Origin of the sequence: Methylobacterium sp. 174MFSha1.1, from assembly GCF_900116815.1 — a bacterium.
Lineage (GTDB): Bacteria > Pseudomonadota > Alphaproteobacteria > Rhizobiales > Beijerinckiaceae > Methylobacterium.
On sequence record NZ_FPCB01000049.1, the window covers coordinates 25,337 to 43,344 of the forward strand.

14 protein-coding genes and 2 pseudogenes are annotated in these 18,008 nt (G+C 70.3%); 4 read left to right on the top strand and 12 right to left on the bottom strand.

Annotated elements, in window-relative coordinates:
- Positions 1 to 162: 162 nt before the first annotated feature.
- The 9 genes and pseudogenes from BM430_RS35100 to BM430_RS29950 form a co-directional block, all read right to left on the bottom strand.
- Positions 163 to 552 (bottom strand): annotated as a pseudogene (locus tag BM430_RS35100) (MarR family transcriptional regulator); the annotation flags it as partial.
- Entirely contained in the window at positions 483 to 1,247 is a 765-nt protein-coding gene (locus BM430_RS29915; RefSeq protein ID WP_093570861.1) for an SDR family NAD(P)-dependent oxidoreductase, read from the bottom strand. The pseudogene BM430_RS35100 and the gene BM430_RS29915, both read right to left, overlap by 70 nt.
- 273 nt (positions 1,248 to 1,520) lie before the next feature.
- Positions 1,521 to 2,777: a flavin-dependent oxidoreductase gene (locus tag BM430_RS29920; protein ID WP_093570862.1), complete on the bottom strand. Its 1,257-nt coding sequence runs from the start codon at positions 2,775 to 2,777 to the stop codon at positions 1,521 to 1,523.
- Positions 2,778 to 2,781: 4 nt separating this feature from the next.
- Positions 2,782 to 3,240, bottom strand: a complete 459-nt coding sequence (locus BM430_RS29925; RefSeq protein ID WP_093570863.1) for a cupin domain-containing protein — start codon at positions 3,238 to 3,240, stop codon at positions 2,782 to 2,784.
- Positions 3,241 to 3,264: 24 nt separating this feature from the next.
- Positions 3,265 to 3,960: an ABC transporter ATP-binding protein gene (locus tag BM430_RS29930; protein ID WP_093570864.1), complete on the bottom strand. Its 696-nt coding sequence runs from the start codon at positions 3,958 to 3,960 to the stop codon at positions 3,265 to 3,267.
- A complete protein-coding gene (locus tag BM430_RS29935; RefSeq protein ID WP_093570865.1) occupies positions 3,960 to 4,730 on the bottom strand; it encodes an ABC transporter ATP-binding protein in 771 nt (256 codons plus the stop codon). The genes BM430_RS29930 and BM430_RS29935 overlap by 1 nt, the downstream gene beginning before the upstream one ends.
- Positions 4,727 to 5,716, bottom strand: coding sequence for a branched-chain amino acid ABC transporter permease (locus tag BM430_RS29940; protein WP_093570866.1), 990 nt, complete (start codon positions 5,714 to 5,716; stop codon positions 4,727 to 4,729). The genes BM430_RS29935 and BM430_RS29940 overlap by 4 nt, the downstream gene beginning before the upstream one ends.
- Positions 5,713 to 6,636, bottom strand: a complete 924-nt coding sequence (locus BM430_RS29945; RefSeq protein ID WP_093570867.1) for a branched-chain amino acid ABC transporter permease — start codon at positions 6,634 to 6,636, stop codon at positions 5,713 to 5,715. The genes BM430_RS29940 and BM430_RS29945 overlap by 4 nt, the downstream gene beginning before the upstream one ends.
- 222 nt (positions 6,637 to 6,858) lie before the next feature.
- Complete coding sequence (locus BM430_RS29950) at positions 6,859 to 8,043, bottom strand: ABC transporter substrate-binding protein (RefSeq protein WP_093570868.1); 1,185 nt, start codon at positions 8,041 to 8,043, stop codon at positions 6,859 to 6,861.
- 389 nt (positions 8,044 to 8,432) lie between these two features.
- Between BM430_RS29950 and BM430_RS29955 the strand changes: the two genes are divergently transcribed.
- Positions 8,433 to 10,811, top strand: a complete 2,379-nt coding sequence (locus BM430_RS29955) for an oxidoreductase (protein ID WP_244539721.1) — start codon at positions 8,433 to 8,435, stop codon at positions 10,809 to 10,811.
- A gap of 270 nt (positions 10,812 to 11,081) precedes the next feature.
- Positions 11,082 to 12,767, top strand: coding sequence for a methyl-accepting chemotaxis protein (locus BM430_RS29960; RefSeq protein WP_093570870.1), 1,686 nt, complete (start codon positions 11,082 to 11,084; stop codon positions 12,765 to 12,767).
- A gap of 564 nt (positions 12,768 to 13,331) precedes the next feature.
- On the opposite strand, the gene BM430_RS29965 is transcribed toward BM430_RS29960, so the two are convergent.
- On the bottom strand, positions 13,332 to 13,643 hold the full coding sequence (locus BM430_RS29965; RefSeq protein ID WP_093570871.1) for a hypothetical protein: 312 nt from the start codon (positions 13,641 to 13,643) through the stop codon (positions 13,332 to 13,334).
- 150 nt (positions 13,644 to 13,793) lie between these two features.
- Here BM430_RS29965 and BM430_RS29970 point away from each other — a divergent pair, with 150 nt between their 5' ends.
- Complete coding sequence (locus BM430_RS29970) at positions 13,794 to 14,417, top strand: glutathione S-transferase family protein (RefSeq protein WP_093570872.1); 624 nt, start codon at positions 13,794 to 13,796, stop codon at positions 14,415 to 14,417.
- A gap of 60 nt (positions 14,418 to 14,477) precedes the next feature.
- Here the strand turns inward: BM430_RS29970 and BM430_RS29975 are convergent, their stop codons facing one another.
- Both BM430_RS29975 and ilvD read right to left on the bottom strand, forming a co-directional pair.
- Positions 14,478 to 15,260: a tetratricopeptide repeat protein gene (locus BM430_RS29975; RefSeq protein WP_093570876.1), complete on the bottom strand. Its 783-nt coding sequence runs from the start codon at positions 15,258 to 15,260 to the stop codon at positions 14,478 to 14,480.
- Between the two features lie 55 nt (positions 15,261 to 15,315).
- Positions 15,316 to 17,049 carry a dihydroxy-acid dehydratase gene (gene ilvD / locus BM430_RS29980; RefSeq protein ID WP_093570873.1) on the bottom strand — a complete coding sequence of 578 codons (1,734 nt, stop codon included), beginning with the start codon at positions 17,047 to 17,049 and terminating at the stop codon, positions 15,316 to 15,318.
- A 704-nt stretch (positions 17,050 to 17,753) separates the two neighbouring features.
- Between ilvD and BM430_RS29985 the strand changes: the two are divergent.
- Positions 17,754 to 18,008, top strand: a pseudogene (locus BM430_RS29985) (IS110 family transposase); the annotation flags it as partial.

Here is an 18,008-nt window from a genome sequence, read left to right on the forward strand (position 1 = left end):
GGGTTTGGCCGGCGCGCCGCCCGGCCGCACCGAGGCCTTGAGGGCGGAGAGCTGGGTCGAGAGCGCGTCCTGCTCGGAGGGATCGAGGGCGCCGACGAGCTCGGCGATCCAGTCGGCATGGGCCCGGGCCATTCCGGCGAAGACGCGCCGCCCCTCCGCCGTCAGGCGCACCTGCACCGCCCGGCGGTCGGATTCCGAGACCTGGCGGTCGATCAGCCCTTCCTGCGCCAGCCGCTCGACGAGGCCGGTGACGTTGCCGTTCGACACCATCATCCGGCGCGACAGCTCGCTCAGCATGATGCCGTCGGGCGCGCGCTCGAGCTGCGCCAGCAGGTCGAAGCGCGGGAGCGTGGTGTCGAACTGATCGCGCAGGCGCCGGCGGATCTCCGCCTCGATGGTGTTGGCCGTGGTGAGCAGGCGCAGCCACAGCCGCAGCTCGCTGCGGTGGCCGGGGACCTCGGCGGGAATCTCGACCGGGGCGTTCACAGCTCGCCTCCCGCCACCGCGACGGCCTGACCGGTGACGGCGCCGGCCTGCCGTCCGGCGAGCCACAGCACGGCGTCGGCGACTTCCTCGGGACGAATCAGGCGGCCCATCGGGTTGTGGCGGGTGAATTCGGTCATGAGGTCGTCGCGGGCCCGGCCGGTCTTCGCCTCCAGCCCGTCGATGGCGCTGCCGACGAGGTCGGTGTCGGTGAAGCCGGGGCAGACCGCGTTGATCGTGATGCCGGTGGCGGCGAGTTCCAGCGCCAGGGCCCGGGTGAGGCCGACGACAGCGTGCTTGGCGGCGCAATAGGCGCTGACGTAGCCGTAGCCCTTGAGCCCGGCGGTGGAGGCGACCGTGACGATCCGGCCGCCGCCGCTCGCCTTCATGGCCGGGACGACGGCGCGGGCCGCGACCAGCACCGGTTCGACGTTGAGCGCCATCATCCGGCGTAAGGTCTCGACGTCGCTGCGCGCGAGGGGTGCGGTCTCGGCGCCTCCGGCATTGTTGACCAGCACCGCGACCGGGCCGGCCTGCTCCGCTGCTTGCTTCAGCGCGTGCTCCAGGGCCGCCGCGTCGGTGACGTCGGCCGCGACGGCGTGGGCGGCGCCGAGGTCCCGGCGGGCCCGCTCGGCGCTCTCCGGGCTGCGGCCGAGCAGAGTCACCCGCTCCCCCGCCGCCACGAACGCCGCCGCGATCGCCCGCCCGATGCCGCGGGTCGCGCCGGTGACGAGGACGTGGCGGGGAGGAGGGGTGTCGGGCATGGATGTTTCAACCTTAAAGGATTTGGGCGGATTTCCCCTCCCCCCTCTGCGGGGGAGGGTGGCCCCCGCGTCAGCGGGGGTCGGGAGAGGGGAACCACGCTTCAGGATAATGCAAAGCCGTTCTGACGGGCGCCCCCTGAAGCAGCGTCGCGCTGCCCCTCTCCCGCCCGGCTCCGCCGGGCACCCTCCCCCGCAGAGGGGGGAGGGAGAAAGGCCGCGCCTTTTCCTCTCCCCGCCCGCGGGGAGAGGAGAGGGCTCACGGCGCGGTGTGTCTCACACCGCCACCCTGAGCGGGCTCACCTTCCCCGCCACCGCGAACCCCGCCTTGCCGGCATAACCCCCGACGATCGCCTGGCGCTCGGCGTGGCTCAGCACGTCCTCGATCCGAGAAAACCCCGCCGGCGCCCGCTTCTCGACCTCGTCGATCACCCGCTCCGGCCCGCCCTTGCGATTGAGGAGCACGATCTCGGCGGTCTTCGGCCGGCGCTCGGCCTCGTAGGCGTGGAGCGCCTGCATCGGGTGCTCGGCGCCCGCCAGCGCGTCGCCGAGCGCCCGCGCGTCGAGGATCGCCTGCGAGGCGCCGTTCGAGCCGACCGGGTACATCGGGTGGGCGGCGTCGCCCAGCAGCGTCACCCGGCCGTGTGTCCAGCGCGGCAGCGGATCGCGGTCACACATCGGGTATTCGAAGATCTGCGGCGTCGCCTCGACCAGGGCCGCGAGGTCGAAATCCGGCAGGGCGAAGCGCTTGGCGTAGGGCAGCACCTGCGAGCGGTGGGCGGGGCGCGACCAGCTCTCCTTCGGCGGCGGCGAGAGCTTGCCGTCCGCCATCTTCACGAACACCACCCAGTTCATCAGCTGGCGCCCGTCCCGGGCCTCGGCGATCGGGTAGAGCACGCATTTGGCGCCCATGCCGCCGCCGATCGCCATGGTGCGGCCGTCGCCCCAGGGGGCCCACTCGGTGGCGCCGCGCCACATCAGCACCCCGTCCCAGCGCGGCGGGCCCTCGTCGGGGAAGAAGGTCTTGCGCACCACCGAGTGGATGCCGTCGCAGGCGACCAGCACGTCGGCCCGGATCGTCCGGCCGGCATCGCCCCGGAGCGAATCGGTGAAGTGGGCGGTGACTCCGCCCTCGTCCTGGAGGAAGCCGGCGAGGGACAGGCCGGTCTGCACCGCGTCGGGACCGAGCCGCTCGCGCACCGCGTCGTAGAGCACGGCCTGCAGCCGCCCGCGATGGATCGAGAATTGCGGCACCGGGTGGCCGGCCTCGATCCCCCGCGGCTCGCGCCAGACCTCCTGGCCCTGGCGGTTGAAGTAGGCGAGTTCCTTCGTGCGGATCGCCACGCGGTCGAGGGCCGGCAGCAGGTCGAGCTCGGCAAGCTCGCGGATCGCGTGCGGCAGGGTGTTGATGCCGACGCCCACCTCGCGGACTTCCGCCGCCTGTTCGACGATCGTGGCGCGGATGCCGCGCCGGTGGAGCATCAGGGCGGTGGCGAGTCCGCCGATCCCGGCGCCGACGATGAGGACGCGCATCGGCTCACTCCGCGTCCGGGGGCGGCAGGAAGTCGACCTCGTGCTTGGCCGAGATCGCCACCACGTCGGCGGGGTTGGCCTGCGGCCCGAGATTGTGCAGGGCCCAGAACAGGTCGTAGAGCCGGCGCGCCGGCGAGACCCAGAAGAAGCACTTCACGTCCGCGTCGGAGCGGTTGAACAGCCCGTGCGGCTGGCCCCGCGGCAGCCGGATCGTGTCGCCGGCCTCGGCCACGCTCTCCTGCCCGTCGAGGACCGCGGTGAGGCGCCCTTGCAGGATGTACAGGAACTCGTCCTGCGTCGGGTGGATGTGCGGCGGCACGAAGGTGCCGGGCGGGAAGGTGGCGTGCCAGGACAGCGAGCTCTCGGAGAGCTGCTTGGGCACGTAGATCTGGCCGAGGATGTTCCAGCGGACGCCCTCGATGCCCTCACCGGCGCGGGTGATGCCTGCGGTCATGGGGGTCATGCGGTCACTCCTTCAACAGATGTTTCACACATGAAGGAACCGGTCCTTCACCTCCGGCGCCTGCCGGAGCGCGGCGCTGGTGCCGGTCCAGACCACGCGGCCCTTCTCGATCACCACGTGCCGGTCGGCGAAGCGGGCCAGCGCGTCGACGTTCTTGTCGATCACCAGGATCGCCTCGCCCTCGTCCTTGATCGCCCGCAGGCAGGCCCAGATCTCCTCGCGGATCAGCGGCGCCAGCCCCTCCGTCGCCTCGTCGAGGACGACGAGGCGCGGATTGGTCATCAGCGCCCGGCCGATCGCCAGCATCTGCTGCTCGCCGCCCGAGAGCTGGTCGCCGCCGTTGCGCCGCCGCTCCTTCAGCCGCGGGAACAGGCGGTAGACGGCGTCGAGAGTCCACTTCGCGCCCCGCCCGCCACGATGGGTCGCGACGAGGTTCTCCTCGACCGAGAGGGTCGGAAACACCTGGCGCCCCTCCGGCACCAGGCCGAGGCCCCGCCGGGCGACGAGGTGGGACGGGCGCCCGGCCATGTCCTCGCCGTCGATCAGGATGCGGCCGGCCCGCGGCTTCAGGAGCCCGAAGATCGATTTCACCGTGGTGGTCTTGCCCATGCCGTTGCGGCCGAGCAGGGTCACCACCTCGCCCTTGCCCACCGACAGGTCGATCCCGAACAGGATGCGGGAATCGCCGTAGGCGCTCTCCAGGCCCTCGACCGTCAGCATCAGGCCGCCTCCTCCTCGCCGAGATAGGCGGCGCGCACCGCCGGATCGGACCGGACCACCGAGGGCAGGCCGCTCGCGATGACGCGGCCGTAGACCAGCACGCTCATCCTGTCGGCGAGCGCGAACACCGCGTCCATGTCGTGCTCGATCAGCACGATGGTGTGGGTCGCTTTCAGCTCGCGCATCAGCCCGACCAGGATCGCCGATTCCTCCGGGCCGGTGCCGGCGAGCGGCTCGTCGAGGAGGAGCAGGCGGGCTTTCGTCGCGAGCGCCACCGCCAGTTCGAGCTGGCGCTTCTCCCCGTGCGACAGGCTGCCGGCCCGCCGCCCGGCCCGGTCGGCGAGGCCGACGCGGCCCAGCGCCTCCATCGCTTCCGCGTTGAGGCTCGCCTCGCTCGCCGCCGGGCGGAAGAACCGGAAGCTTGAGCCCGACCGGGCCTGGACCGCGAGCGCGACGTTCTCCAAGACCGAGAACCCGTCGAGGATCGAGGTGATCTGGAACGAGCGGGCGAGGCCCCGGCGCACCCGGGCGACCATCGGCAGGTGCGTCACGTCCTCGCCGGCGAGGTGGACGCTGCCGGAATCGCTGGGCAGGCTGCCCGAGAGCTGGTGGATCAGCGTGGTCTTGCCGGCGCCGTTCGGCCCGATGATGGCGTGCAGCTCGCCCGAGGCCACGTCGAGGCTGACGTCGTCGGTGACCTTCAGCGCCGCGTAGGACTTCCGGAGATTGCAGATGGAGAGAAGGGGATCTTGGAGGAGCGGGGTCGTCACGCGCGCCTCCCGAGCTTCGCGGCGAGGCCCGCGAGGCCGCCGCGGGAGAGGAGCACCACCGCGACCAGCATCAGCCCGAGGCCGAGGCGCCAATGGTCGGAATAATGCGCCAGCACCTCCTCCAGCGCGATCAGCGCGGCCGCGCCGGCGACGGGGCCGATCAGCGTGCCCATGCCGCCGAGCACCACCATGACGATCAGCTCGCCCGAGCGTTGCCAGCTCATATAGGCCGGCGAGGCGAACTCGGCCTGGTTGGCCAGCAGCACCCCGGCGAGGCCCGCGATGGCGCCGGCGATCACGTAGGCGGTGAGCCGGTAGGGCAGGGGCGAGAAGCCGATCGCCTGCATCCGCACCGCATTGTCGCGGCTGCCGCGCAGGACCCGGCCGAAGCGCGAGGCGACGACGCGGCGCAAGGCCAGGAGCGCCACCGCCAGCACGGCCAGCACGCAGTAGAACAGCGCCGGATCGCCCGCGATCAGCCGCATCCCGAACAGGGTCGAGCGGCCCGACAGCGGCAGCCCGTCGTCGCCGCCATAGGCCGAGAGCGAGACCATGAAGAAATACGCCATCTGCCCGAAGGCCAGCGTGATCATGATGAAGTAGACGCCGCGGGTACGGAGGCTGATCGCCCCGGTGACGAGGGCGAAGAGCGCGCAAGTCGCGGCGGCCACCGGCGCCTGGATCGCGAGGTCGCGGATGCCGTGGGCGTCGAGGATGCCGACCGCGTAGGCCCCGAGGCCGATGAAGGCGGCATGGCCGAACGACACCATCGCGCCGTAGCCGAGGACGAGGTCGAGGGAGAGGGCGGCGAGCCCGAAGATCATCATCCGGGTCGCGGTGACAACCAGGAAGGGCAGGCCGGCGGCCTCCGCCGCGACCGGCAGGGCGGCGAGCGCCGCCAGGACCAGCCCGGCGAGGGCGGTGCCGGGGAGCGCAGCCCGGCGCCGGGGCGGCTCGGCGGTCACGCGGGCGACGAGCGTCGTCATCGGGACCCCCGCGCCGGAAACAGGCCCGAGGGCCGGAAGAACAGCACGGCGGCCATCAGGATGTAGATCAGCATCGGGGCGAGCGTCCGCCCGGTCTGCGAGGCGGAGGAGGCGTCCATCACGCTGCGCAGCAGGATCGGCCCGAAGGTGCGACCGAGCTGGTCGGCGAGGCCGACGAGGAGGCCGGCGACGAAGGCGCCCCGCACCGAGCCGACGCCGCCGATGACGATGACCACGAAGGTCAGGATCAGCACCGAATCGCCCATGCCGGGATCGACCGAGAGGATCGGCGCCACCATCGCGCCGGCAAAGCCCGCCAGCATCGCGCCGAGGCCGAACACGACCAGGAACAGCCGCCGGATGTCGACACCGAGGGCCGCCACCATCGGGCCGTTGCTGGCCCCGGCGCGCAGCCGCATGCCGAGCCGCGTGTGGTTGACGAGGAGGTGGAGGCCGAGTGCCGTGGCGAGGCCGGCGACGATGATCGCGACCCGGTAGAGCGGGTAATGCAGGGTGCCGACGAGTTGGACCGACCCGGACAGGGCGTCCGGCACCGGCACGCTCATGGGGGCTGCACCCCAGACGATCCGCACGCCCTCGTTGAGGATCAGGATCAGCCCGAAGGTGGCCAGCACCTGGTCGAGGTGGTCGCGTCCGTAGAGGTGGCGCACCACCAGGAACTCGAGGGCCAGCCCGAAGACGAGCGTCGCCGGCAGGGCGAGCAGCAGGCCGAGGCCGAAGCTGCCGGTGGCGGCGGTGAAGGTCGCGGCGAGATAGGCGCCGATCATGTAGAGCGCGCCGTGGGCGAGGTTGATGAGGTCCATCACCCCGAAGATCAGGGTCAGCCCGGCCGCCACCAGGAACAGCAGGATGCCGAGCTGGACGCCGTTCAGCGCCTGGATCAGGAACAGGTTGAGCATGGCGCGACTCGGTCGTGCAAAGTCTGGCTCGGGGCGGTCCACACCCTCCGAGTCATCCCGGGGCCGCGCAGCGGAACCCGGGATCCATATCCGCTGACGCAGCCAGCACAGGGGGGACGGTTCCGCATCATCCGGCAACCTCGGCGGTTATGGATCCCGGGTTCCGCTTGCGCGGCCCCGGGATGACGTGGAGTTTTATGGTGACCCGTCAGCGGATGACGCTTACTTCATCTTGCACTCGGCCGCGTAATTGTCCTGATAGTTCGAAAAAATCTTCTCGGCGATCTGGGTCTCGTACTTGCCGTCCGGGCGCTTGGCCGCCTTGACGAGGTAGAAATCCTGGATCGGATAGTGGTTGTTGCCGATCTTGAAGTTGCCGCGCAGGGACTGGAACTCGGCGGCCTTGAGACCGGCGCGCAAGGCGTCCTTGTCCTTCAGGTCGCCCTTGGCGCGCTTGATCGCGGCGTCGATCATCAGGGCGGCGTCGTAGGCCTGCATGGCGTAGGTGCCCGGCACGCTGCCGTACTTCTTCTCGTAGGCCGCCACGAAGGCCTTCGATTGCGGGTTGTCGAGGTCCGGCGCCCAGTTGGCGCCGCCGAAGTACCCGACCGCCGCGTCCTTCTGCGCCGGCAGGGTGCTCTCGTCGACCGTGAAGGCGGAGAGGAACGGGATCGAGCTCAGGCCCGCCTGGCGGTACTGCCGCACCAGGTTGACGCCCATGCCGCCGGGCATGAAGGCGAACACCGCGTCGGGCTGCGCCGCCGAGATCTGCGCGAGTTCGGCCGAGAAATCGAGCTGGCCGAGCGGCGTGAACATCTCGTTCGCCACCTCGCCCTTGTAGGAATGCTTGAACCCGGCGAGCGAGTCCTTGCCGGCCTGGTAGTTCGGCGCCAGCAGGACGAGGCGCTTGTAGCCCTTGTTTTGGGCATACTTGCCCAGCACCTCGTGGACCTGGTCGTTCTGGTAGGAGGAGACGAACAGGTTCGGGTTGCACTCCGACCCGGCATAGTTCGAGGTGCCGGCATTGGGCGAGATCAGGAAGGCGCCGCCCTCGGTCACCGGGCGCACCACCGCGCGCAGCACGTTGGAGAAGGTCGGCCCGACCACGAAATCGACCCGGTCGCGCTTCACCAGCTCCCGCGCCTTGTTGGTGGCCACATCGGGTTTGAGCTCGTCGTCGACCGTCACCACCTCGGTCTCCAGGCCGCCGAGCTTCTTGCCCAGAGTGTCGAGGGCCAGCAGGAAGCCGTCGCGGCCCTGCTCGCCCAGAACCGCCGAGGGGCCGGACAGCGTGAACATCAGCCCGACCCGGACCTTCTCCGCGCCTTGCGCCGCGGCGGGGCCGGCCAGCAGCGTGGCGCCCAGGAGCGCGGTCGCGAGGCGGCTGGCGTTCCGGATCGGATTCATCCCGTGTGTCCCCTGATCTGTCGAGAGCATCGACGGCACTTGTCCGGCGTGATGCGGCCGAAGTCGAGTCGGCGCGTGGGACGAGGGCGGCGCTCTTTCGTCGGATCCCGCCCCGCCTCGCGAGGAATACTTTACGCATGAAATATCGTCTGGCAACCGTGTCTGTCGACTTTTTCGCTCTGCCGCATCGCTGTGCAGTGCAGCGAGCAGAATGCTGAAAAACAAGACTTTTTGCTTGATGCATCGCAGCATCGTCGTGGTGCGGCGAGAGCCGGGACCGGAAACCGGCCGGGCCGTCCCGCGATCCACCATGCCCCCTCTTGCGCCGCGATGTTTCAAGGTTAAAGTTTCTCGGCCGGCGCGCCCGCCGTCACGATGAGGAGCCCTCCATGACTGGCCCGATGCGCGTCACGGTGATCGGCGGCGGACCCGGCGGGCTCTACTGCGCTCTCCTCACCAAGAAGCGCCGGCCCGGCTGGCAGGTCGATGTCTACGAGCAGAACCGGGCCGACGACACGTTCGGCTTCGGCGTGGTGTTCTCCGACGAGACCCTGCACGAGTTCCTGTCGCGCGATTCGCGCTCCTTCTCCCGCATCCGCGACGCCTTCTCGTACTGGGACGACGTGGCGATCCACAAGGAGGGCAAGACCATGCGCTGCGGCGGCAACGGCTTTGCCGGGGTGAGCCGGATGCGCCTGCTGCAGATCCTCCAGGAGCGTTGCCGCGAGGAGGGGGTGGAACTGCATTTCGGCGAGAGCATCCCGCCGGACCAGCTTTCGACCCGTTTCCCCGATTCCGACGTGATCGTCGCCTGCGACGGCATCAACTCGCGCATCCGCGAGCACTTCCGCGAGGCCTTCCAGCCGGAGGTCGAGATCAAGTCCAACCGCTTCTGCTGGATGGGCTCGACCCGGCCGATGGACGAGTTCAACTACTTCTTCCGCGAGACGCCGCACGGCATCGTCTGCGCCCATACCTACCAGTACGAGCCCGGCCGCTCGACCTGGGTGTTCGAGATGGACGAGGCCTGCTGGCAGGGCCACGGCTTCACCGAGACCGACGAGGAGGGCTCGCGCCGGATCCTCGAACAGATGTACGCCGAGGAGTTGCAGGGCCACGGCCTGCTCCTCAACCGCTCGACCTGGCGCCGCTTCCCGCGGATCTTCTGCCAGAGCTGGTCGCACGACAACATCGTGCTCTTGGGCGACGCCAAGGCCTCGGCGCATTTCTCGATCGGCTCGGGCACCAAGCTCGCGATGGAATGCGCCATCGCGCTCTCCGACGCGCTGGTGACACACGCCGAGGAGGACGTGCAGGCGGCGTTCTCCGCCTATGACCGGGCGCGCCGCACCCCCTGCCAGGTGATCCAGCACAATGCCGACGTGTCGCTCGCCTGGTTCGAGCACATGAGCCGCTCCTGGGACATGGATGCGGAGCAGTTCTCGATGGTGGTGATGTGCCGGGCGAAATCCGTCACCTACGACAACCTGGTGGTGCGCGATCCGGACTATGTCAGAGCGGTGGACGATGCGTTCTACGCCCGCCTCCACGCCGAGACCGGCGAGGATTACCGGACGAGCCGGCCGACGCCGATGTTCACGGGGCTCTCTTTACGGGAGATGCGGATCCCGAACCGGGTCGCGATGGCGCCGATGGCGCAGTACTCGGCGGACGAGGGCGGCAACCTCACCGACTGGCACTTCGTGCACTACACCTCGCACGCGCTCGGCGGCCCGGGCCTGCTCTTCACCGAGATGACCTGCCCGTCGGCCGATGCCCGGATCACCCCGGGCTGCCCGGGGCTCTGGACCGACGCACACGAGGCGCAATGGCGCCGCATCGTCGACTTCGTCCACGCCCACACCGACACCAGGATCGTGATGCAGCTGGGCCATGCCGGCCGCAAAGGCTCGACGCAGGTCGGCTGGGAGCGGATGGACCGGCCGCTGCCCGGGGGCAACTGGCCGATCGTCTCGGCCTCCCCGATCCCGTATCTCGACGGCGTGAGCCAGGTGCCGGAGGCGCTCGACCGGTCCGGGATGGACAGGGTGCGCGACGACTTCGTACGGGCCGCCGAGCGGGCGGCGCGGGCGGGCTTCGACATGCTGGAGCTGCACTGCGCCCACGGCTACCTGATGGCCTCGTTCCTCTCGCCCCTCACCAACACCCGCACCGACGCGTATGGCGGGTCGATCGAGAACCGCCTGCGCTTCCCCCTCGAAGTCTTCTCCGCCATGCGGGCCGTCTGGCCGGCGGAGCGCCCGATGTCGGTGCGCATCTCCGCCACCGACTGGGCCGAGGGCGGCATGAATGAGGCCGACGTCGTGGCGGTGGCCGAGGCCCTGCACGAGGCGGGGTGCGACCTCGTCGACGTCTCGGCCGGCCAGACCGTCGCCGACCAGCGTCCGGTCTACGGACGGATGTTCCAGGTCCAGTTCGCCGACGCGATCCGCAACCGCGGGCACAATCGCGCGCCGATGGCGGTGATGGCGGTCGGCGCCATCACGGAAGCCGGCCAGGTGAACACGATCCTGCACACCCGCCGGGCCGACATCGTGGCGCTCGGCCGGCCCCACCTGTGGAACCCGAATTTCTGCCGCCAGGCCGCCGCCTGGTACGACGCCCGCACGCAAGCCTGGCCGAAGCAATACCTGCCGGGCCGCGACCAGGCCCACCGCGAGCTTCCCAAAGCGCGCGAGCAGGAGATCGCCCTGCGGCGCAAGGCCCGTCCGCGGCCGCACCAGGCCGGCCAAGCGGCAGCGGAGTAAGACCGTCGCGCCTTCGGATTTGTCCGAAGGCGCAAGGCAAGCCCGAACGGGCGTCGGCGCTGATGCGCCGGACGCGCGAGAGGGTATAGGACCGCTCAAGTGCTGGGCATCGACTGCCCAGTCGATCGGCGGCGGTGCCGATCGTCGCAATGATCTGACGCTTCGTGCGCCAATGACTCTTTTCTTAAGTAAGGACTAACGAAGCGGCTCGTATGCATGGCCACGCCTCGCTTCCCGAGGCTTGACCATCGGATGCCGGGCAGTCGCAGGATGAAGTTGTCGATCAAGCATGTCCTGATCGGGACGACCATGACGCTGATGCTGTTCAGCGTGGCGCAAGGCGGCAACGGCATCATGCGGCTGGTGACGCTGCGGGACGATGTCGTCGATGTCGCCCGGACCCGGATCCCGGCCTCGAACCTGATCAACCAGATCTATGCCGAGACGCAGGCCTACCGGATCAACCTCTACCGCTTCGTCGTGACCTCGACCGACGATGCCGCCTACGACCGCAACGAGCAGGCCCTGACCGACAGCCGCAAGGCGCTGATCGACCTCCAGGCCAAGTACGAGCCGCTGATCTCCGGGCCGGAGGAGCGGGCGACCTTCGGGCGCTTCGTCGCCCGGTGGAGCGACTACCTCGAGGGCCAGAAGATGGTGACCGGCGCGATGGCGGCGGGCGACCAGGCCACGGCGCTCGCGACGCTGACCAGCGCCCAGATGAGCGGCACCAACGCCGAGGCGACCGGCGCCCTGAAGGCGATCGTGGCGATGAATGCCGGCGCCGCCCTGGCGAGCGCCGAGCAGAGCAGCGCCAGCGCCGACCGTGGCATCCTGGCGGCGGCAATCATGACGGCGCTCGCCTTCGCGGCGGCGATCGGCGCGGTGATCTTCAGCCTCCTCGGCATCGCCCGCCCGATCGCCCGCATGACCGGCGCGATGGGCCGGCTGGCGGCCGGCGACGTCGCGGCGCCGATCCCGGGCGCGGCCCGGCGCGACGAGATCGGCGCCATGGCGGCCGCCGTGCAGGTGTTCAAGGACGGGCTGATCCGCGCCCGCGCCCTGGAGGAGGAGACGCGCCTCGCCCGTGCTTCCGCCGAGGAGCAGCGCCGGGCCGGCATGCGCCAGATGGCGGATGCCTTCGAGCACGCCGTCGGCGGCATCGTCGGCCAGGTCTCGGCCTCCGCGACCGAACTCCAGGCTACCGCCCAGACCATGACCGCCACGGCGACGCAGACCGCGACCCAGTCCACCGCCGTCGCGGCCGCCGCCGAGGAGGCCTCGTCGAATGTCGGCACCGTGGCGGCCGCCGCCGAAGAGCTCGGCGCCTCGGTCCAGGAGATCGGCCGCCAGGTCGACGGCTCGGCCCGCCTCGCCCAGGCCGCCGTCGCCGAGGCCGGCCGGACCGCCCACCAGGTCCGCGCGCTCACCGAGGCGACCGCCCGCATCGGCGACGTCGTCGGGCTGATCTCGTCCATCGCCGCGCAGACCAACCTCTTGGCGCTCAACGCCACTATCGAGGCCGCGCGGGCCGGACCGGCCGGCCGCGGCTTCGCGGTGGTGGCGGCCGAGGTGAAGGAATTGGCCGGCCAGACGGCACGGGCGACCGAGGAGATCACGAGCCAGATCGCGGCGATCCAGGCCTCGACGGGTCAGGCGGCCGGCGCGATCGGCCAGATCACGGCGCGGATCGAGGAGATCTCGGGCGTGGCGACCTCGATCGCGGCGGCGGTGGAGGAGCAAGGTGCGGCGACGCAGGAGATCGTGCGGAACGTCAGCCAGGCGGCGGCCGGCACCGGCGAGGTGACGGGCAACATCGCGGGCGTGGCGGGCGCGGCGGAGGAGACGGGGGCGGCGGCGAGCCAGGTGCTGGGGGCGGCCACCGAGCTGTCGCGTCAGTCCGAGCATCTCTCGGCCGAGGTGGCGCGCTTCCTCGATACCGTGCGGGCGGCCTGAGCCCGTTCGACCGATATCTCTGAGGGCTCGATTGATCGGGCTCCACAGGGTCAACACACTCCGCGTCATTCCGGGGCCGTGCAGCGGAGCTCGGAATCCAGAACCTCAGAGCCTGTTTGAGTTGGCCGACCGCATTGAACCCCTCGATGTCATCCCGGGGCCGCGGAGCGGAACCCGGGATCCATAACCGCTGACGGTGCAGGATGAAACGGAACGCTGCCCGCCCTTTCAGGCTGCGTCAGCGGTTATGGATCCCGGGTTCTCGTCTTCGACGAGCCCCGGGATGACGTTGAGAGATGTCGGCCTGTAAGCAGATCGATCGGCGTAACCGCTCAAACAGGCTCTCAGCTTGGTCGCAAAGAGGCGGGACGTCCTCCGCTTGATCCTGAATCATCCGTGGTTCTGGATTCCGGGCTCTCGCCTTCGGCGAGCCCCGGAATGACATGCAGGGAGTCAGCTCTGTGGCTTCAAGCGAATAGGCTCTGAGAGACGCCCTGGGTTCCGTCTTCTCGCGGCCTCGGAGCGATGAGCGAGGATGGAAGCCCAGCCCCCTCGAACGCGGTCTCACGGCGGGTCGCGCTCGATCCAGGCGGGGTCCATCGCCGTCATCTCCTCGTCGAAGGGCGCCGGCCCGGGCGCCTCGCCGCGGATCAGGGTCTCGGCCTCGTCGTGGTCGACGTCGCGCATCTGCTCGGCGAGGAGCGCGAGGTAGCTCGCCGCCGCGGCCGTGCCGAACAGCTCGGCGAAGCGCGCATGGGCCACCGCCGTCATCGTCTCGACCACCGCCTCGGGCGGGCTGCCGGCCTCGACGGCGTTGTCGAACACCGCCCGCCAGGCGCGGGACAGGCGCTCGCGCAGTTCGAAAGTATCGTCCACGGATCGGCCTCTCCGGGCCGGGAACGGCCGGAGCGGAGTATGGGACGGGAGGCGGGCGGATTCCAGGCGGGGGAGGGGTGCCAACCGGCCGGTCCGGCCCGATATCCGCCCGGACGGCCGTCGCTCGGCCGCGAGGGAGGAACGGACCCGATGAAACTCTACGGCACCAGCCTGTCGCCCTTCGTCCGCAAGGTGCTCGTCGTCCTCGCCGAGAAGGGCATCGAGGCCCGGCACGTGCCGCTGCGCTTCCACGACCCCGATCCGCGGTTCCGCAAGGCGAGCCCGTTCGGCAAGATCCCGGCCCTGGAGGACGACGAGTTTCGCCTCGCCGATTCGACGGCGATCATCCATTACCTGGAGCGCAAGCATCCGGAGCCGGCTCTGCTGCCGGCGGGGGCGCAGGATCTCGGCCGGGCGATCTGGTTCGACGAGCTCGGGGATACCGAGCTTTTTCCGCTCCTGATCAAGCCTTTCGTGCAGCGGGTGCTGCGGCCGAACATGATGAAGCAGCCCTGCGACGAGGCGGTCGTCGCCAAGTGCATGACCGAGGAATTGCCGCGGCCGTTCGATTATCTGGAGGGCGTGATCGACGGGCCGTTCCTCGTCGGCGGCGTGTTCAGCCTCGCCGACATCTCGGTCGCGACCGGCTTCCACAACCTGCATCTCGCCGGCGAGGCGGTCGATGCCGGGCGCTGGCCGCGGCTCGCGTCGTATGTCGCGGGCATCCTGGAGCGCCCGTCGTTCCAGACGGCGATCGCGGCCCGGCAGGGCTGAAAAACGAAAGATGGACGGGAGGGGGCGGGCGTCCGTCCCCTCTCTCAGCGCCCCGTCATCTCAGCGGCCCTTGGCGCTGCGGCGGTAGAAGCCGTCGACCTGGGACTGGGCCTCGGCCCGGTCGCGCTCGTTGGCCGCCGCCATCGCCTGCTCCTGCAGGGCGACGATCCACTGGTCCTTCGGCCCCTCCGCGGCGTCGCGGGCCAGCGTCAGCCAGGCGAGGCCGCGGGCGCGCTGCGCCGTGACGCCCTGGCCGTTGATCAGCAGCTGGCCGAGCAGCGCCTGCGCCGCCGGATGTCCCTTCTCGGCGGCGAGGTTGAACCAGCGCGCCGCCTGGCGCGGATCCTGGGTCACCCCGGTGCCGTCGAGGTAGAGCCGGGCGAGGTTGTACTGCGCGTTCGGGTCGCCGTAGTAGGTCGCCGCGTAGTTGAACATGTCGTAGGCGCGCTCGACGTTCGGGCGCACGTACGAATTCTTGATCCCGTCGAGGAAGTAGCGGCCGAGCGCCGTGAAGGCGCTCGCCACCACGCCGGCATTCGGCGCCTCCGGCCCCTCGTCGGCGTTCTCGTCGGCGATCTTCGAGAAGAACTCGAACGCCTTGAGGTCGTCGTGCGGGACGCCGTCGCCCTCCGCGTACATGCGGCCGAGCTTCCACAGGGCCAGGGCGTGGCCCTGGCCGGCGGCGTATTCGAGGGCGCGCGCCGCGCCCTCCTTGTCGCCGGCATTGTAGTCGCGCATGCCCGTCCGCATCGCCTCGCGGGCGTTGCGGTAGCCCACGGCCGCGGGCACCGGGGTCCGCACCGCGGCGTCGAGCGCCGCGGCGGGACCTTCCCCGGCCAGCATCAGGCCGAGGAGCGCGAGGAGGAACCGGCGGCCCGCCCGCTGGGGCAGGCCGGCCTCAGATATCCGCATAGGAGAGCGTCTCCTGGGCCCCGCCCGGATGCGTCACCGCGCCCGTCACCGCCGGGCCGACGGTCTGCGCGTACTTCCACAGGTAGCCCGAGGTCGAATCGTTGGCCCGCGGCTGCCATGCCGCGCGGCGCTGGGCCAGCTCGTCGTCCGTGAGGTCGACCGAGAGCGTGCCCTGGACCGCGTCGATGCGGATCATGTCGCCGTCCTTGAGGAGGCCGATCGGGCCGCCCACCGCGGCCTCGGGCCCGACATGGCCGATGCAGAAGCCGCGGGTGGCGCCCGAGAAGCGGCCGTCGGTGATGAGCGCCACCTTGTCGCCCATGCCCTGGCCGTAGAGGGCGGCGGTGGTCGCCAGCATCTCGCGCATGCCGGGGCCGCCCTGCGGGCCCTCGTAGCGGATCACCAGGACCTCGCCCTCCTTGTAGGTCCGGTTCTTCACCGCCTCGAAGCAGGCCTCCTCGTTGTCGAAGACGCGGGCGGGACCCGCGAAGGTCTGCTTCTCCGGCGGCATGCCGGCGACCTTCACGATCGCGCCCTCGGGGGCGAGGTTGCCCTTGAGGCCGACGACGCCGCCGGTCGCGGTGATCGGCTGGGTGGACGGCCGGACCACGTCCTGGTTGGCGTTCCACGCCACCTTGGCGAGGTTCTCGGCGATGGTGCGGCCGGTGACGGTGATGCAGTCGCCGTGCAGGTAGCCGCCGTCGAGGAGCGTCTTCATCAGGAGCGGGATGCCGCCGACCTCGAACAGGTCCTTGGCGACGTAGCGCCCGCCGGGCTTCAGGTCGGCGATGTAGGGGGTGCGCTTGAAGATCTCGGCGACGTCGAACAGGTCGAACGAGATGCCGCATTCATGCGCGATCGCCGGCAGGTGGAGCGCCGCGTTGGTCGAGCCGCCGGAGGCCGCCACCACGGTCGCGGCGTTCTCGAGCGCCTTGCGGGTGACGATGTCGCGCGGGCGGATGTTCTTGGAAAGCAGCTCCATCACCATCTCGCCGGCGGTGGCGCAGAACCGGTCGCGGATCTCGTAGGGGGCGGGCGCGCCGGCCGAGTAGGGGAGCGCCAGGCCGATCGCCTCGGAGACGGTCGCCATGGTGTTGGCGGTGAACTGCGCGCCGCAGGCGCCGGCCGACGGGCAGGCGACCTGCTCCAGCTCCTCGAGGTCGTCGTCGCTCATCGCGCCGACCGAGTGCTTGCCGACCGCCTCGAACAGGTCCTGGATGGTGACCGGCTGGCCCCGGAAGGTGCCGGGCAGGATCGAGCCGCCATAGATGAAGACGGACGGCACGTTGAGGCGCACCATCGCCATCATCATGCCGGGCAGGGACTTGTCGCAGCCGGCCAGCCCCACGAGCGCGTCGTAGGCGTGGCCGCGCATGGTCAGCTCGACCGAGTCGGCGATCACCTCGCGGGACGGCAGCGAGGCGCGCATGCCGCGGTGCCCCATGGCGATGCCGTCGGTGACCGTGATGGTGCAGAACTCGCGCGGGGTGCCGCCGGCGGCGGCGACGCCCTTCTTCACGGCTTGAGCCTGGCGCATCAGCGAGATGTTGCACGGCGCCGCCTCGTTCCAGCACGAGGCCACGCCGATCAGCGGCTGGTGGATCTGCTCGCGGGTGAGGCCCATGGCGTAGAGGTACGACCGATGCGGCGCACGGTCCGGACCCTCGGTCACGTAGCGGCTGGGCAGCTTCGATTTGTCGGTGGTGTGACGCGCGTCCATGGCCCTGTCCCGTACCCGTGGTTTCTTGAATGGCCGGTTTTTTCCCGGTCCCGCTCCCTGCGCCGCCCTGGGACGGCTACGCGAAACGGACCCGTTCCCGGGTCAATCCGCCAGCGTCGCCCGCGATCCCCGGGGGGATCGGGAAGACCACGATAAATCGCTGTGGGGACAGTCGCTTAACGTGGCCGTTGAGGTGCCGCCGGTTTATGGCGGGATCGCGGCGGCGCGGGGGGCGGTCTGGGGCAAAGCTGGGATGCTTTCGCGGTGTTGCGACCTCGCCACAGCTAAGCTTGCGGTGAAGGTCTGACATGCGAGGCGGTCGGTCGTCGGCATGGGTGGGAGAGTGCCGGTTGTTTGTGCCCGGGGTGAGGCGCGAGCCGTGCGGGAATGTGGCTTGTCGGGGGACGGCGTTCCGCGATCGGGCGGGGGTGGGCGTGATGTTTCACATCGTTCCGACAGGTCACTTCGCAGCAGCGATCCCGCCGAACAGGGTCATCCCGGAGCCGCGCAGCGGAACCCGGGATCCATAACCGCCGACGGTTCAGGACGAGGCGGAAAGCGATCCGCTTCATTCTTCAACGTCAGCGGATATGGATCCCGGGTTCTCGCCTTCGGCGAGCCCTGGGATGTTGGGGTGGACGGCCCCCGCCGGCATCATAAGTGCCAGGTTGAGGTCGTCTGACACCCAACCGAGGAGACCGTCCGTGACGCAGATTAGCATCATCGGCCTGGACATCGCCAAGTCCGTCTTCCAGTTCGAGGCCCAGGACGCGCAGGGCGCCGTGGTGAGCACCGAACGCGTCTCGCGCGACAAGCTGCTGCCGGCGCTCAAGAAGATCCCCGCCACCATCGTGGCGATGGAGGCCTGCGCCACCGCCCATCACTGGGCGCGCCAGATCCGGGCTCTGGGCCACGAGGTGCGCCTGCTGCCGCCGGCCTACGTCAAGCCGTTCGTCCAG